This is a genomic window from Aequorivita sp. Q41, from assembly GCF_039831855.1.
In the GTDB taxonomy this organism is placed as follows: domain Bacteria; phylum Bacteroidota; class Bacteroidia; order Flavobacteriales; family Flavobacteriaceae; genus Aequorivita.
Genome location: NZ_JBDPMS010000001.1, coordinates 1,235,791 through 1,250,710, shown reverse-complemented (window position 1 = coordinate 1,250,710; position 14,920 = coordinate 1,235,791). Strand labels below are relative to the sequence as shown.

Sequence of the window (14,920 nt, the reverse complement as noted above, 5' to 3'; positions counted from 1 at the left end):
GAAAGTGAATTTGGGTTTTGTTGATTACTTTCCTAAGAAAAGTGCACCAAATGCTAAACCTTCTAAAAGTGCTGCAATAATAATCATCGCTGTTTGGATTTTTCCAGTAGCTTCTGGCTGACGCGCAATAGCTTCCATTGCACCTCCACCAATTTTACCTAAACCAATACCAGCTCCAATCACGATTAGACCTGCACCTACTAAATTTGGAACCATTGTTTCCATAAAAAATGTATATATATTAATTAAACAAAAAAATACGTTACTAAATAAAATTCTCTCTTACATCTTCCGCATCTGGAATTTCATGTCCTTTTGAATCATGTTCGTGTTCGTGATCATGTTCTGCTACAGCCATACCAATAAATAAAGCTGAAAGCATTGTAAAAATATACGCCTGTAAAAAGGCAACCAACAATTCGATAACTGAGATAAATAAAGCCAATACAAACGATAAGCTTGTTGAACCAAATGCTGTAATCTCCCCTTTTAAAGTTATCATAATCGCAACTAAGCTCATTACAATAATATGCCCTGCCGAAATATTTGCAAATAAACGAACAAGCAATGAGAATGGCTTAATAATAAAAGCTCCTACCAATTCAATAATAGCCAATACGGGACGAATTAAAATTGGCACTCCTGGCATCCATATCATGTGCATCCAGTAATCTTTATTTCCGCTTACGGTATAAATAACTAGTGTAAAAATAGCTAAAGCTGCGGTAACTGCAATTTGGCCTGTTACGTTAAACCCAAGTGGGGTAAGGCCTAATAAATTTAAAATCCAAATAAAGAAAAACACAGTTAAAAGGTAGCCTGTAAATTTTCTGTATTTTTTTTCACCAATGTTTGGCTTTGCAATTTCATCCCTTACGTATATTACTAAAGGTTCTAAAACACGTCCAAACCCTTTTGGTATGTTTCTGTTTTTATATTGTCTTGCCAATGATGAAAACCACCATAGCATTAATAAACCAATAACTAAGATACCAAAAACACTTTTCGAAATAGAAAAGTCTAACGGTTTTGATGCGTTTAATGGATGGTGCTCCGCATCAAAAGTAACTTGAGTAGCTCCATCTTCCAATTCATAAATTTTACTGTGGTAATTTACAAAACGGCTGCCATTTTTTTCTACAACAACTTCTCCGTTTGTATCGTGATGAAATTCAGAAGACATAAAAGCAGTTATTCCATTGTTTCCGTATAAGATAACGGGAAGTGGAAAACCTATATGCACACGCTCTTCAGCAGCATTTGTATAAGACAACAAATGAAAATCATGTGAATCCTTAATGTGATGCTGAATGTAATCAATAATTTCACTTTCTGTATTTACTCTTTCGTCACCTTGGCTCTTCTCTTTGCTGCTATCACTAGCAAAACTATTGAAGGTCAACAAAAAAGTAACTAATAGTCCGAAAAATTTAATAGAATAAAATGATATTTTCATTGTTTCTTTTAAAAAAATAATGCCTGTCTAATTTGGGCGCAAAATTAGTGAATTTCTAAATAAAATACCCACAACAAATGCATATTTATATTTTAGATGTTTCTATTTAGGATTTTTACAATAATAACAACTTCTAGAAATAGAAAAATAAAAATCGGTATTAATAACGAAAGGCTGTCTAGCTTAGATAAGACAAGGCTTGAAAAAAGTATGCTACTAAAAAACCCACAAAACAAAACTACTTTTAAAACCATCGCCCCCAAATATAAAAAACCCATTTGGTCTTTATATTTTTGAGATTTTTGAGAAATTACTTCAAACGAAGCGCAAAGAATCAGGGTTGCGATGCCCTGAAAAAGATAAATTTTCCAAAGTGTAAAAGGATGTTCCACTTGAAAATAAGTAAGAATTGCATAATGTACGAAATACCCTACAATTAAAACTAAAGCGCAAAGTAGCGTATACTGAAGTATTTTTTTTTGAAGCATATTACTTATTTAATTTATTGACGCCCTTTATTACGCTAAAAATAGAGATGAAGATAGCAAGGATTGTAAGGGTAGGTTCTAAAAAAGTTTTATTGAAAGTAGTGTCTAACCATTTTCCGAGTATATTTCCAAGAAAAATTGTTAACCCCATTTGTAGCCCAATACCCGAAAGGGCTGCCCATTTATTTCCGCCACTTTTTTTATCATCATCCATACGAAAAATATAAAAAGACTATGTTTCTGAATGTTCTGCCGTTGTTTTTTTAGCACGTTGCTGGCGATCAAAAGGATGTGCTTTGCTATTTTCTGAAGTTGTATTTTGCGATTTTCCACTCTGCATTACACATGACGCATTTAGTGTCGCTCCAGGTTCAACTGCCAATTTACCTACCGTTACATCACCATCAATTACTGCAGTTGCTCTTAATGAAAGCGTTCCTGATACTTGAAGCGTCCCTTCAAACCTACCTTCAATATCGGCATTTTCACAGGTTAATGTCCCTATAATAACCCCCGATTTTCCTAACACAACTTTTGATGGCGTTTTTACATTACCTTCAATAGTACCGTCAATTCTAAAAAACCCTGTAGAAGAAACATCTCCTTTTAACTTTGTGCCTTCATTTATTCTATTTTGGGCAGTTCCTGGTTCATTAGGTACACGTTTCTGTTTTTTTTCTGAAAACATAGTCGTTGGTTTTATAGGTTATAATTGGGGTAAACTATTTAGTTGAATCTTCTTGAAGATAATCATCTAAATTTTTATGTATTTGAATAATTTTATAATTAGGTGTTGAGATTTCAAAAAACGGACGTTTCACCTTATATTCCTTATTTTCTTTTAAGACGGCTCCAAAACCATTTGCACCCATCTTTGTGTTCCATCCATGAACAATTACCAAACGCGTTTCTGGATTGTAATAATCAAGAGAGGTACTCATGTTAGTATATCGGTAATTCTCGATTGCCTTGTCTAACTTTTCTTTTAATTTTTGCGCTTCTTCGCCTTCTGCTACTGTAAACTTATACACCAGCTTCCATTGATCCGTTTCCATTTCTGGCGCAAAGCTTTTCATTTCAAGCAACGGAAGTACACCACTATAAATTTGCTGCGCTTGCTTGCCTTCGTCACTATTTGGATAGTTTAAAGAAACAAAATTTAATGCTTTTTTATAGGCTTCAAACCCTTGTTGGCGACCAATTGCAGTAGCTTTTAGCAATTCAAATTTTGGAATTATATCATTGCCATTATAAACCGTAATGTACGCATCACACTTTTCAATTACCTGGGCATAATTGGCTGCTTCAAACTCTTTATATAATTGCTTATACTTAAATTCTGGGCTTGATTCGTCTGTAGAAAGCTGTGAATTTGGGTTGCGAAGTATCTCCGCATAACGTGTATCGGCATGATTGGTCAAGACGTCATTTTTAAACTTAGTTGCTTCAGAAGGGTTTTCCAAAATTTCATAAATCTTCACCAAATTATATTTTGCAGGAACCACCAAACGTTCTTGTGGACTATATGTAAGCAGTTTTTCAAGCCTATTTGCAGCTAGATTGTACTCCTTAAACTTTTCTTTATAAATCAATCCTAATTGATAATACGCAAAGTTTCTATCCTTCGCCAAACTGTCTATTACTTTTTGATCGGTTGGAATTTTCGCAAGGTATGTCTGTGGCTTATACAATTCATTTTCTGCAATGGGCGTAGCATCAACCTGTACGTCTTCCAATGTTTCAAGAGATGATTTTTTATTGGAAAGTCTCCAATTATCTTCTAGAATTCGATCTCCCCAAATTTTTCTAAATTCTCCTTTTCCGTAGGCTACTGTCGAAGTATTATAAAAGTAGAATGTGCTATTTTTATTAGGAGCATTCGCTGTTTTACCTTTTTTATAAAACTCATTGTCGGCTATTTTCTTTTCAATTTTAATAGCTTCTAACGAATCTTTTATTGCTTGTTCCTTTAATTTTGTGGTGTAATCTGTAAAAAATGCTAGCTGTTCAGCTTCGCTCATTTTTGTCAGTTTTAAAATACTGTCATTGGCTGTAGCAATGTCTTCATATTTAATAACGTCGTCTAGGTTTTCACGCTTCTTCGTAATGCGTCGCCATTGGCGGCTATTTTCTTCAAGAAAAGTAAGGGTGCTATCGTAATAAGCGCCTGCATTTTTATATTCAGAATTGTCAAAATTGATTTCCGCCAGGGTTTGATAGTTTACAGCTTGAAGGATTCTATCCTGTTTAAACGCCTTAATAGACTTGTTGTAGTAGGTAACCGCAGTTGCTATACTGTCGCTATTTCGGTAATAATCTCCAAACTGGTTGTAGATTTTGTCTAAGAAAGGGCGATTTTCACGATTTTTTTCAAGGTCTTGTAGCAATTCTAAGAAAGCTGTTCGGTCGCCATTTTTATAATCGAAATTTTTCCCTTTTTCTAAATATGCATTTATCATGTAGACCCGCGATGTTTTGCGGTTCATAGCTATAACTTCATCGAAAGCAATATTAGCGCTATCTTTTAGGTCCAGACGGTTGTAAAGTTGCCCTTTTATAAAGGTATATCTTCCTTTAAGCTCCTTGTCTTTTACAGTTTCAGTTGCAATTTTAATGTATTCAAGTGCTGAATCTAACGAATCTAAGTTTATATATGCCTGCGCCATCATTGCAGCGCCATCAGCGATTTCTTCATCTTCAAGCTCCGCTTCGTCAAACATTTTTTTGAGGTTTTCAATTGCATAATCCTCATTTTTTAAACGGATGTTGGTTTTTGCTTTCCAAACTTTCGCAATATTAATATTGTTACTCGTTGGATAACGATCTAAAATAAAGTTGAACGCATCTAAAGCTGGAATAAAGCGTCCGTCATAATAACGCGCTTTTCCTAGCAAAATATACGCTTCATCAATTTGTGGATTGTATTCTTTACCATCAATATACATGGAATGTTTTTGAATGGCTTTTGCTGCTTTTTCTTCAGCACGATTGAACTCTCCATTTTTAGAAGCTCCGGGTGCTTTAATTTCTGCTTCTTCAATTTCAATACGTTCTACCGGAAGTATTTCCCAAAAATTATCGCGGTATCCTGCTGCTAGTTGGTCTTTTCCAGACGTAAATGCAACATCGCCATTATAAAGCGTATTAAATTCTGTAGCAACCGCATGTAGATTGCGATTTAAAAAAGTATTTTTTTTGCGCGAACATGCTGCTAACAAAATAACAGAAAGAATAAATAGTGTAATTTTATATGTGCCCTTCAAAATATTTTCAGTTTATATGATATTCTAACTTAAAAGGTTCTTTTTTAGTATGTAGAATCGCTAAAGAGCGGTAAAAATACATTTCTTTTTAATATCTACTTAAGGAAACGTCGAAAAAATGCGCCACTTTTAAAGTCAATCAAGCTTTGTTTCCTTGAATTCCTTTGTACTTTTGCACAAAAATTTTCAAGATTATGAGCGAATTTCATACGCTTACCGTTTCCGAAGTACGAAAAGAGACCCCAAATTCTGTTTCAATTAGCTTTCAGGTTCCAGATGCCCTAAAAAATGTTTTTGCTTTTAAAGCAGGACAATATATAACTATAAAACACCAAAACGGCGGGAAAGAATTGCGTCGCGCATATTCCATTTGTTCTTCCCCAAAAAGTGGCGTGCTAAAAGTTGGAGTTAAAAAAGTGGAAAAAGGTATTTTTTCGGTTTATGCAAATACCGAGTTAAAAGCGGGAGCTACGCTACAAGTAATGCCTCCAACTGGAAAATTTGTGTTGGAGCCAAATTTAAAAAACTATGCTGCTATTGCAGCAGGAAGTGGAATTACGCCCGTTATTTCCTTAGCTAAAAGCACCTTAGAAGAAATGCCCCAAAGCACCTTCTTGCTTATTTATGGTAATAAAACTATTGAAGAAACCATGTTTTACACTGAAATTGTGGCGCTTCAAAAACAATTTCCGAAACGTTTTTATGCTGAATTTGTTTTTAGTAGAAAAGAAGAAGAAAATGCCCGTTTTGGAAGAATAGACCGTTCTGTTGTAAACTATTTTTTAAAAAATAAATATGCAGAAACCACCTATGAAGCCTTTTATGTATGTGGTCCAGAACAAATGATTGATGAAGTTTCTGCCACCTTGAAGCATAACGGCATTAATTCTAAACAAATACACCACGAGCTTTTTTCAACTGCTGAAAAAGGATTGTTGGTTGAAATGCACGATGGCGACACCAATATTACCATTACACTTGATGATGAAGCGGAAACTTTTGTGATGCCACAAACCAAAAGCATCCTTGAAGCTGCGTTAGATGCAGGTTTAGACCCTCCATATTCTTGCCAAGGCGGAATTTGTAGCACCTGTATTGCCCGCCTAAAAGAAGGAAAAGCCGAAATGCGAAAAAATCAAATTCTTACCGAGTCTGAAATTGCAGATGGATTAATACTTACCTGCCAAGCGCATCCTACCACGCCTACAATTGTTGTAGATTTTGATGATGTGTAACGGCCTCCTAGCCCCCGAAGGGGGAACTCTTACACACATAAAGTAGGCTCCAAAGATTTTTGAAATCTATATAGAGGCTGGGTATTATTTAATAACCTGTTTGAGTACGATTTCTTTAATTTTCAAAACTACTGTTTCAGGAGCAATCGTTTTCATCACCTCATCATATCCATTCGGATATTTATTGCCATAAATAGAAGTAGGAATCAAGGGGTATTTTTCACTATCAGAAAGTAATTGATTATTTTCAGGTTGATTGAAAGGTACAAAACCTGCATACGGATGGGTAACCCCCCAAAGGGTAAGCACTTTTACCCCAAACATTGCTGCTAAATGGCCGTTACCACTGTCCATAGAAAGCATTAAATCTAAGTTTGAGATGAGTGCTAATTCTTCATCGAACGTTAATTTTCCAGCAACGGAAGTAACATTTGCAAATGGACTTTCAAGTTTTTTTAGCACTTCAATTTCTTTTTTCCCGCCACCAAAAAGAAAAATTCTATAATTATTGGTAGTATCTAACAATCGAATTACCTCAGCCATAAGGGGTAAAGGGTACATTTTGCTAGTATAGGCTGCATAGGGCGCAATCCCTAAAATTTTTTTGGGTTCAATGCCTAAAAGTCCGTTTAGCTTGGGTGTTAATCTTTTTCTTGGTGGCGCACTGAAATTTTTTAAATCTATTGGAAAACCAAGCTTTTCAAAAACAGCTGCATACCGTTGGTGTGTTGTTTTTAGTTGCGAATTATTTTTTCCTTCGGAAGCAACCAACGCTTTTTTTTCAGCTCTACCCTTATCGATTGTAGCCGTATTTAACCCTTTAAAATTTAAGTAGTTAGCAATTATTTTTGATCGAATTACATTATGAAGATCTGCAACGCCATCAATACCTACTGCTTTTGCTTCCTTCGCTAATTTGATTAACCCAAAACGCTTGTGTTTTCCATAGACATCAGCTTCTAAAAAATCAAGATTGGGAATGCCTTCAAATAAAGGTTTGAAAAAAGGACGCGAAAGTACCGTAATTTTTAATTCAGGGTAGCTTTGTGCTAACACACGAATTACAGGCACTGTCATAGCCACATCGCCCATTGCAGAGAGGCGAATAACTAAAATGTGAGTGGGTTTGTTCATGGTACTAGCACCTAAAAAGCAAGCCTAAAACTATTTTACAACTTATTTTTTTCGTAAAACTGGATTCAGTTCATCGTCATTATACATTTTCATCTGCTTATAGACTTTCATGTATTTTCTGCCGTGCGCAATATCGTCCAGCAATTGGTTAATAGCAGTGCTTAAATCTACACGTTGCTCCAGCAGCACATTCAATTTTGTTTTACACGCTATTTGGTGTTCCTGAGAAGCGTCTGTACGTGTAGTTTCCTCGTTCATATGGTACACTTTTAAAGCCAAAATAGAAAGACGATCCACGCCCCATGCAGGACTTTCTGTGTTGATTGTTGCGTTAGTATGTACAGCTACATCCTTATATTTTTCCAGAAAATAGCTGTCAATATATTCAACCATATCTGTTCTATCTTGGTTAGAGGCGTCAATTTGCCGTTTTAGTTTTAATGCAGCAACAGGATCTATATTTGGATCGCGTATTATATCTTCATAATGCCATTGCACGGTATCTATCCAACATTTTCTATAAAGAAGATGCTCAATTAAATTGCTTTCTTTGTTGTACGGATTACTAAAAGATTGATCCACAGTGTTGATTATGTGGTAGGTATCAATTACTTCTGCAAAAATTTTATTGGCTTTATCGCTAAACATTGTAGAGTCTTTAGTGTTATTATTTAGATAGGTTTTAATCAATTTTTTAAAAAATTCAAAGGTTTTTCTCGAGTAGCGACAGTTGTTTTATTATAATTTCGCAGCCACGATTTCCATTTGGCTACAAAGGTATCATATTTTGCAATAGTATTTAATAATTGATACTTGACTAGCTATTGATGGACATTGTAAAGAAAGACAGCAATAAATTTTACTTAAAATCAGTCATTTTAAAAGTTTCAACTAGGTTTATAAAAACAAAAAGACAAAAGGTAAAATCACGACCAACCACAGCAGGGCTTCTTTAAACCAAAACTCTATCGCATCCGTTTCATAAGAGCGTTCGGCTTCAAATTTTTCAATGTAATTAGCAGCAATAATGGAAACTGGGGCTAAAATAAAAAGTAATTCGGCTCCTGTTTTTTCTGGTCCTGCTAATGCAATAAAAACACAGATGATACTAACGTATAAAAGCAAGAGGTAATTCGATTTCATTTTTAAAAAAAATGCCGAAAGTTTTAAAACTCGAAACATTCCCGTCCAAATATAAAAAGCGAGTATTACTGTAACAGGCACCAATACAGACAAAGAGTTGTATTTTGAAAAATCTAAATTTATCGTTTCTTGCCAGTTAAAAATCCATGCTATAGAATCATTTACAAGCAAATGATATGCTGTTGTTATGCTAAAAATGGCTAAAAAACCTATAAATGGCATCAACATTTGTTTGTAATTTGTATTCGGTTTTTGGATAATAGCAATCCAAAGTGGCACAAAAAACAAAAGACTCCAAAAGTAAAAAAGAGAGGCTAAAGAAATCCAAATACTAGTATCTAGAATTTTTTTTGTCGAATTCTTATCGCTATGCAAACTCATAATTCTACGTAGTGCAAGTATTAAAAATGCATTTGCCAAAAGTATTTTAGGTTGCAAAAAAATAACGGGTAGCATACCCATAAAACACGTAAAAAACAGGATTGCATAGGTGTTATTCTTGGTTAAGCTATTTTTTCGAATAATGAAATCCAGAAGCCACATGCTTAACACAGAAAGGATTATAAAGGAGACGTGTAAAAAAATCTGGTATGCACTAACAACTAATGGGGTTTTTAGTAATATCCCCAAATAACCTGCAATAATAAAAATCCCAAGGATTAAATAGTTTATTGGGTTAGATTTTCCGAAAAATCTTGTTAGCATATAGGGTAATTTTATATTTTTGCGGTCTAAAGATTAAAGATATGACTTGGAAAGGTATTTGGGAAGGAATCGCTTCTCTTTTTGAAATAGTTCTATTTAAGCCTTACGATTGGCTTACTGAAATCCAATTTGACAGTTGGTACTTAGCAAACAGTATTTCATGGGTGTTTTTACTCATCGGTTCTGTTGCTTTTGTGTATTGGTTGATCAAGTTGAAGGATTTCAATGAGAACACTGAAGTTACCTATACGTACAAAGATACCCCTTGATCCTTTTAAAGATCAAAACCAATATCAGAACGATACTGCATCCTGTCAAAAGATAGTTTATCTATGTTTTGATAGGATTTTTTTAGTGCCTTTTTGTAATCAGTATCCAATGAAGTTACTGCCAAAACACGTCCGCCATTAGTAACAATTTTACCGTTTTCAAGTTTTGTTCCCGCGTGAAAAACGATTGAATCTTCTACATTTTCTATCCCTGTAATTTCTTTACCTTTTTCATACCCTTCTGGATATCCTCCTGACACAAGCATTACAGTTGTGGCTGCTCTTTCATCAATATCAATCTGTAAGGTATGCAGTTGTTGTTTATATGTCGCTTCAAATAGCGTTACCAAATCAGATTGTATTCGTGGTAATACAACTTCGGTTTCCGGATCGCCCATACGCACATTATATTCAATTACGAGAGGCTCATCACCAACTTTAATAAGGCCTATAAAAACAAAGCCTTTATAATCAATATTTTCTTTGGAAAGTCCATTTACTGTCGGCTTAACGATTCGGTCTTCAATTTTTTTCATCAAAACTGCATCCGCAAAAGGAACTGGCGAAATAGCACCCATTCCGCCTGTATTTAAACCTGTATCGCCTTCACCAATACGTTTGTAATCTTTTGCCGTAGGAAGTATTTTATAATTTTTTCCATCGGTAAGCACAAAAACGCTGAGTTCAATTCCGTCTAAAAATTCTTCGATAACAACTTTAGAGCTCGCTTCACCAAATTTACTATGCGCAAGCATGTTTTCTAATTCTTGTTTTGCTTCCTCTAAATTAGTTAAAATTAAAACCCCTTTTCCAGCCGCCAATCCGTCTGCTTTCAATACATATGGAGGGTTTAGCTTCTCCAAAAATATTTTTCCAGCTTCCAAGGTTTCTGCTGTAAAACTTTCATAAGCCGCGGTTGGAATGTTGTGTTGCATCATAAATTCCTTTGCACGTTGTTTACTACCTTCTAGCAAAGCGCCGCGTTTTGAAGGACCAATGAGCATTACCCTTTTTAATGCTTCCGTTTCCGCAAAATAATCAGCAATACCATGCACCAAAGGATCTTCTGGCCCTACTATCACCATTTCAATAGTGTGGTCTAGCACACATTTTTTTACTGCTTCAAAATCAGTTATATTAATATCAATATTTGTTGCAATTGAAGCTGTACCTGCATTTCCAGGCGCCACAAATAGTTTTTCACAACGAGAGCTTTGTGAAATTTTATAAGCAAATGTATGTTCGCGACCACCGGAACCAAGGATAAGAATATTCATAATTGAACTGTTTTGTTTCGGTGTCAAAAATAAATGTTTGTACCTTGAACCGCTACTTTATTTAAAGTAAATTTAGCTTTATAAAAAATCTTTTACTTTAAAATCAAAATAATTTTGAAAATTTTCAACCTTTCGCTTTATCTAAAACGCTTTCCTGTAAAGAGAGCAAAGGAAGAGTTGAAAAAAATTTCTGAAATTGAAGAAGCTACATACGATGATTTTTTAAAGAAAAAAAAGGCTGATATTGTAAATTACCACTTAAAAAACAATTCTTTTTATCGAACCAAAGTTAAAAATGGTTTTACTACTTGGCAATCGCTTCCGGTTCTAAAAAAGCAGGATTTTCAAATTCCATTAAAACAACGTTTGTCTACTGGCTTTTCAGAGAAAAATATATATAGTAACAAAACTTCGGGGTCCAGTGGCAATCCGATTCGGTTTGCAAAAGATAAATACAGCCATGCCATAACTTGGGCGTACCACATGGAGCGTTTTGGGTGGCATGGCATTGATTTTAATAAATCATTTCAGGCACGTTATTATGGAATTCCACTAGACTTTATCGAAAATAAAAAAATTCGATTAAAAGATTGGTTGGCAAAACGGTATCGGTTTTCCATAACGGATTTTTCGGAAAAAGCATTGAAAGATATGTTGGAAGTATATAAAAGCACACCTTTTGATTATATAAACGGATATACCAGCAGCATTGTGCTTTTTGCAAAATATTTAAAAGAAAACGACCTTATTTTAAAAGATATTTGCCCAACGCTAAAGGTTTGTATTGTTACTTCTGAAATGCTCTTTGAGGCCGATAAAATGCTGCTTGAGAAACAGCTAGGAGTTGCGGTAGTTAATGAATACGGCTTTGCGGAAGCTGGTGTTCTTGCATTTACCAATCTAGAGGGGGAATGGGAGGTAGATTCCAAAACATTATTTGTTGAAATTTTGGATGAAAATGACATTCCAGTTCCATTGGGCGCGGAAGGTAAAATTGTAATTACTTCGCTCCACAACAAAGCGCATCCATTTATCCGTTATGAAATTGGAGATTATGGTGCTTTGAGTGAAAAAAGCACCTTAAAAAAACCCATTCTAAAAAAACTTTTGGGAAGGACTAATGATTTTGCCTTACTTCCTAGTGGCAAAAAAGCAGCCGGAATGACCTTTTATGTTATTGCAAAAAAAATAATGGAGGAAAGTGGAAACATTAAAGAGTTTAAAGTTATCCAAACAAAGACCGATACTTTTGAAATTAATTATGTAAGCGATACTCCACTAACGAATGAGAAAATAAACTCGATTACAAAAACATTTGAACAATTTTTAGAAAGTGGAATTCAATTTAATTTTAATAGAAAAGAACACCTAGACAGAACAACAAGCGGTAAACTGAAACAGTTTATTTCGTTGGTAGAATCATAATCATGTTTTTCCGTGCAAAAAGAAATTCTTCTTATAACTAATTATTTCCCTCCTGAAAAAGGCGCTGCATCCAATAGAATGTTCAGTCTTGCTGAAGGCTTGGCTGCGGCAGCTTATAAAGTAAAAGTTGTTTGTCCATTGCCAAATTATCCAAATGGAAACGTGTTTAAAGAGTATAAAGGAAAAACCTCCGTTTCAGAAAAAACTAGCTTTGGAGAAATAACTCGGTTATGGATATGGCCAAGCAATTCTGCTAATAAATTTATACGATTGCTCTCAATGCTTTCTTTTTCGTTTAGTTTGGTGTTATTCTTTCTTTTTTCAAAAACACCAAAAAAGATTTTTATTCAATATTCTCCTGTTTTTGTCGGTTTTACTGCAGTCTTTTTAGGAAAGCTATTCTCAAAAAAAATAATACTGAATATTTCAGATTTATGGCCTCTAGCAGGCTTAGAAATGGAGATACTAAACAAAGGTTGGTATTATTCTCTATTGCTTAAAATGGAGCGTTTCTGTTATAAACATGCAGATTTAATTGTAGGACAATCTCAAGAAATACTACAATATGTTTCTGATTTTGAAAAAGAAAAAACAACTTTTTTGTATCGAAACATTCCAAATTTTAAGGTTTCTATTCCAAAAGAAAAATTAGCCTCAGATGAAATAAAAATCGTTTATGCTGGGTTGTTGGGTGTTGCGCAAGGGATTTTTTACCTATGCCAACAAATCTCATTACCAAAAAACGTGAGTCTTCATATATACGGAGCAGGTCCTGAGGCTGAAAAAATAAAATTATTACAAAAGAAGCAAGTATTTTTTTATGGAGAACTGGAGCGAGACTCCCTTCATAAGGAATTGTATAGCTATGATATCGCTTTTATTCCGTTGTTAAAAAGGATTTATGGATCCGTCCCCTCAAAAATATTTGAATATACGCGTTTGGGCCTTCCTGTCCTTTATTTTGCAGGGGGAGAAGGCGGAAATCTTGTGCTAAAAGAAGCTTTAGGGTGGAATATTCCTGTTAATGACTTGAGTGCATTACAACAATTTATTAATACCGTTTCAAATGAAATTATAGGTGGTTTTCCAAGTAAAATTGTTCAGGAAAGGTCCCTTCTAGCTTTTGATTTTAAGAAGCAATTAGAAGGCTTTATTACTTCAATTGAAAAAATTTAATATGCCTTTTCCTCGCCACGAAGCGCATTATAAATGGTTTGGAATACAATTTTTATATCAATTAAAAGACTCCAATTTTCAAGGTAAAAAATATCGTATTTTACGCGATTAATAATATGATTATCATCTTCAACCTCCCCTCGATACCCGCTTACCTGAGCTAAGCCAGTAATCCCTGGTTTTATAAAATGACGCACCATAAATTTATCAATTCGTTCCGCGTACATATGCGTATGGCTTACCATGTGCGGACGCGGCCCCACAACAGACATATCTCCTTTTAATACATTAATAAACTGAGGAAGCTCGTCAATACTAGTTTTTCGAATTACCCGCCCAACCCGAGTTACACGTTCATCTCCTTTTGAAATTTGATGAAGATGCGCCATTGGGTTTGGCTTCATTGATCGAAATTTAAAGCAATAAAACTCTTGATAATCTAAGCCGTTTCGCTTTTGTTTGAAAAACACAGGCCCTTTTGACTCTAGTTTTATTAAAAGGCCAAGTAAAGGAGTAAGCCAGGACAAAACTCCGATAATTACAAGGAGTGAAAGAATGATATCAAAGCTTCGTTTTAAAAATTTATTAAAAGGTTCGTCCATTGGTATTTTCCGCATGGAAAGTATAGGAAGTACTCCATAATAAGTAAAATCGAGCTTTTTACTATAAATTTCTTTATTGTCTGGAAGAAATTTTAAGATTTTAAGGTTGTTGTCAACGAAATCAATCAACTTAATCAAATCTTTATTACCAATTTCTGCGACAGAAGAATATACTTCATCAATTTCTTCCTTCATGATGTAATCCATACACTCTTCGATAGAGACTTTGTTAGGTCCTTTTAAATCAAAGGTTTTGTATAGTTTATACCCATATACTGGATTGTTATTAAAAAACTTTCGGAGTTGATCTGTTTTTTGATTTAGGCCAATTATTACCACTTTTCGAACATTTCCTCCCAAGTGTAAACGATACTTCTTTAATAGATAAAATATGCTCAATTTCACTAGGGCAATGCATAGCATAACCACTAAAATATACTCAAAAATGATGGTAGCCGAAGTTGTTAAATGGTTATAAAAGCCAAAAAAAGAAAAAACAATTAAAACATATATAACGCCTTGTTTTACAATCAAAGAAATGATTTTGGCAAAATGGGTAAACCTATAAATTTCATAGAACCCAGATCGTAAGGAGAGCAATAGCCACGCAACGGTTAAAAAGATTATATAATTGAAATAGGGGAAAGGATTCCCAAAAAATTCAAAAGCCAAAAAATGGATAAAAAAGAGATCAATTCCGTAAGAAATAGGCCTCAAAAATCCCGAATATCTTCCACTTTTAAACAT

General features: G+C 34.5%; 15 protein-coding genes. 4 read left to right on the top strand and 11 right to left on the bottom strand.

Annotation, left to right across the window (positions count from 1 at the left end; translation table 11 throughout):
* Positions 1 to 24 precede the first annotated feature (24 nt).
* From atpE to ABJ955_RS05805, 6 genes are all read right to left on the bottom strand, one after another.
* The gene (gene atpE, locus ABJ955_RS05830) at positions 25 to 225 is read right to left on the bottom strand and encodes an ATP synthase F0 subunit C (RefSeq protein WP_347373656.1); all 201 of its coding nucleotides are present in this window, start codon (positions 223 to 225) and stop codon (positions 25 to 27) included.
* A gap of 40 nt (positions 226 to 265) precedes the next feature.
* Positions 266 to 1,456: a F0F1 ATP synthase subunit A gene (gene atpB / locus ABJ955_RS05825; protein ID WP_347373655.1), complete on the bottom strand. Its 1,191-nt coding sequence runs from the start codon at positions 1,454 to 1,456 to the stop codon at positions 266 to 268.
* A 92-nt stretch (positions 1,457 to 1,548) separates the two neighbouring features.
* The gene (locus ABJ955_RS05820; protein WP_347373654.1) at positions 1,549 to 1,944 is read right to left on the bottom strand and encodes a DUF6168 family protein; all 396 of its coding nucleotides are present in this window, start codon (positions 1,942 to 1,944) and stop codon (positions 1,549 to 1,551) included.
* Position 1,945: 1 nt separating this feature from the next.
* Positions 1,946 to 2,158, bottom strand: coding sequence for an AtpZ/AtpI family protein (locus tag ABJ955_RS05815; protein ID WP_347373653.1), 213 nt, complete (start codon positions 2,156 to 2,158; stop codon positions 1,946 to 1,948).
* A gap of 18 nt (positions 2,159 to 2,176) precedes the next feature.
* Complete coding sequence (locus ABJ955_RS05810; RefSeq protein ID WP_347373652.1) at positions 2,177 to 2,632, bottom strand: polymer-forming cytoskeletal protein; 456 nt, start codon at positions 2,630 to 2,632, stop codon at positions 2,177 to 2,179.
* 34 nt (positions 2,633 to 2,666) lie between these two features.
* Entirely contained in the window at positions 2,667 to 5,207 is a 2,541-nt protein-coding gene (locus ABJ955_RS05805; RefSeq protein ID WP_347373651.1) for a hypothetical protein, read from the bottom strand.
* Between the two features lie 194 nt (positions 5,208 to 5,401).
* Between ABJ955_RS05805 and ABJ955_RS05800 the strand changes: the two genes are divergently transcribed.
* A complete protein-coding gene (locus tag ABJ955_RS05800) occupies positions 5,402 to 6,442 on the top strand; it encodes a ferredoxin--NADP reductase (RefSeq protein WP_347373650.1) in 1,041 nt (346 codons plus the stop codon).
* Positions 6,443 to 6,526: 84 nt separating this feature from the next.
* Here ABJ955_RS05800 and ABJ955_RS05795 read toward each other — a convergent pair whose 3' ends face one another.
* From ABJ955_RS05795 to ABJ955_RS05785, 3 genes are all read right to left on the bottom strand, one after another.
* Complete coding sequence (locus ABJ955_RS05795) at positions 6,527 to 7,576, bottom strand: glycosyltransferase family 9 protein (protein WP_347373649.1); 1,050 nt, start codon at positions 7,574 to 7,576, stop codon at positions 6,527 to 6,529.
* A 42-nt stretch (positions 7,577 to 7,618) separates the two neighbouring features.
* Positions 7,619 to 8,224 (bottom strand): DUF4254 domain-containing protein, encoded by a 606-nt coding sequence (locus tag ABJ955_RS05790; RefSeq protein WP_347374369.1) that lies wholly within the window; start codon positions 8,222 to 8,224, stop codon positions 7,619 to 7,621.
* A 249-nt stretch (positions 8,225 to 8,473) separates the two neighbouring features.
* Entirely contained in the window at positions 8,474 to 9,424 is a 951-nt protein-coding gene (locus tag ABJ955_RS05785) for a DUF6427 family protein (RefSeq protein WP_347373648.1), read from the bottom strand.
* Positions 9,425 to 9,465: 41 nt separating this feature from the next.
* Between ABJ955_RS05785 and ABJ955_RS05780 the strand changes: the two genes are divergently transcribed.
* Positions 9,466 to 9,693 carry a uracil phosphoribosyltransferase gene (locus ABJ955_RS05780; protein WP_347373647.1) on the top strand — a complete coding sequence of 76 codons (228 nt, stop codon included), beginning with the start codon at positions 9,466 to 9,468 and terminating at the stop codon, positions 9,691 to 9,693.
* 5 nt (positions 9,694 to 9,698) lie between these two features.
* Here ABJ955_RS05780 and purD read toward each other — a convergent pair whose 3' ends face one another.
* Positions 9,699 to 10,970 carry a phosphoribosylamine--glycine ligase gene (purD, locus tag ABJ955_RS05775; RefSeq protein ID WP_347373646.1) on the bottom strand — a complete coding sequence of 424 codons (1,272 nt, stop codon included), beginning with the start codon at positions 10,968 to 10,970 and terminating at the stop codon, positions 9,699 to 9,701.
* A 111-nt stretch (positions 10,971 to 11,081) separates the two neighbouring features.
* On the opposite strand from purD, the gene ABJ955_RS05770 reads away from it, so the two are divergent.
* Together ABJ955_RS05770 and ABJ955_RS05765 are read left to right on the top strand one after the other, a co-directional pair.
* Positions 11,082 to 12,395, top strand: a complete 1,314-nt coding sequence (locus ABJ955_RS05770; protein ID WP_347374368.1) for a phenylacetate--CoA ligase family protein — start codon at positions 11,082 to 11,084, stop codon at positions 12,393 to 12,395.
* 12 nt (positions 12,396 to 12,407) lie between these two features.
* A complete protein-coding gene (locus ABJ955_RS05765; protein ID WP_347373645.1) occupies positions 12,408 to 13,571 on the top strand; it encodes a glycosyltransferase family 4 protein in 1,164 nt (387 codons plus the stop codon).
* On the opposite strand, the gene ABJ955_RS05760 is transcribed toward ABJ955_RS05765, so the two are convergent.
* A complete protein-coding gene (locus ABJ955_RS05760) occupies positions 13,568 to 14,920 on the bottom strand; it encodes an exopolysaccharide biosynthesis polyprenyl glycosylphosphotransferase (RefSeq protein WP_347373644.1) in 1,353 nt (450 codons plus the stop codon). The genes ABJ955_RS05765 and ABJ955_RS05760 overlap by 4 nt on opposite strands.

Excerpts from the sequence above, each read along its gene's own strand:
- atpE (WP_347373656.1), bottom strand. The coding sequence starts at position 225 with ATGGAAACAATGGTTCCAAATTTAGTAGGTGCAGGTCTAATCGTGATT.
- atpB (WP_347373655.1), bottom strand. The coding sequence starts at position 1,456 with ATGAAAATATCATTTTATTCTATTAAATTTTTCGGACTATTAGTTACT.
- ABJ955_RS05820 (WP_347373654.1), bottom strand. The coding sequence starts at position 1,944 with ATGCTTCAAAAAAAAATACTTCAGTATACGCTACTTTGCGCTTTAGTT.
- ABJ955_RS05815 (WP_347373653.1), bottom strand. The coding sequence starts at position 2,158 with ATGGATGATGATAAAAAAAGTGGCGGAAATAAATGGGCAGCCCTTTCG.
- ABJ955_RS05810 (WP_347373652.1), bottom strand. The coding sequence starts at position 2,632 with ATGTTTTCAGAAAAAAAACAGAAACGTGTACCTAATGAACCAGGAACT.
- ABJ955_RS05800 (WP_347373650.1), top strand. The coding sequence starts at position 5,402 with ATGAGCGAATTTCATACGCTTACCGTTTCCGAAGTACGAAAAGAGACC.
- ABJ955_RS05795 (WP_347373649.1), bottom strand. The coding sequence starts at position 7,576 with ATGAACAAACCCACTCACATTTTAGTTATTCGCCTCTCTGCAATGGGC.
- ABJ955_RS05790 (WP_347374369.1), bottom strand. The coding sequence starts at position 8,224 with ATGTTTAGCGATAAAGCCAATAAAATTTTTGCAGAAGTAATTGATACC.
- ABJ955_RS05785 (WP_347373648.1), bottom strand. The coding sequence starts at position 9,424 with ATGCTAACAAGATTTTTCGGAAAATCTAACCCAATAAACTATTTAATC.
- ABJ955_RS05780 (WP_347373647.1), top strand. The coding sequence starts at position 9,466 with ATGACTTGGAAAGGTATTTGGGAAGGAATCGCTTCTCTTTTTGAAATA.
- purD (WP_347373646.1), bottom strand. The coding sequence starts at position 10,970 with ATGAATATTCTTATCCTTGGTTCCGGTGGTCGCGAACATACATTTGCT.
- ABJ955_RS05760 (WP_347373644.1), bottom strand. The coding sequence starts at position 14,920 with ATGTTTAAAAGTGGAAGATATTCGGGATTTTTGAGGCCTATTTCTTAC.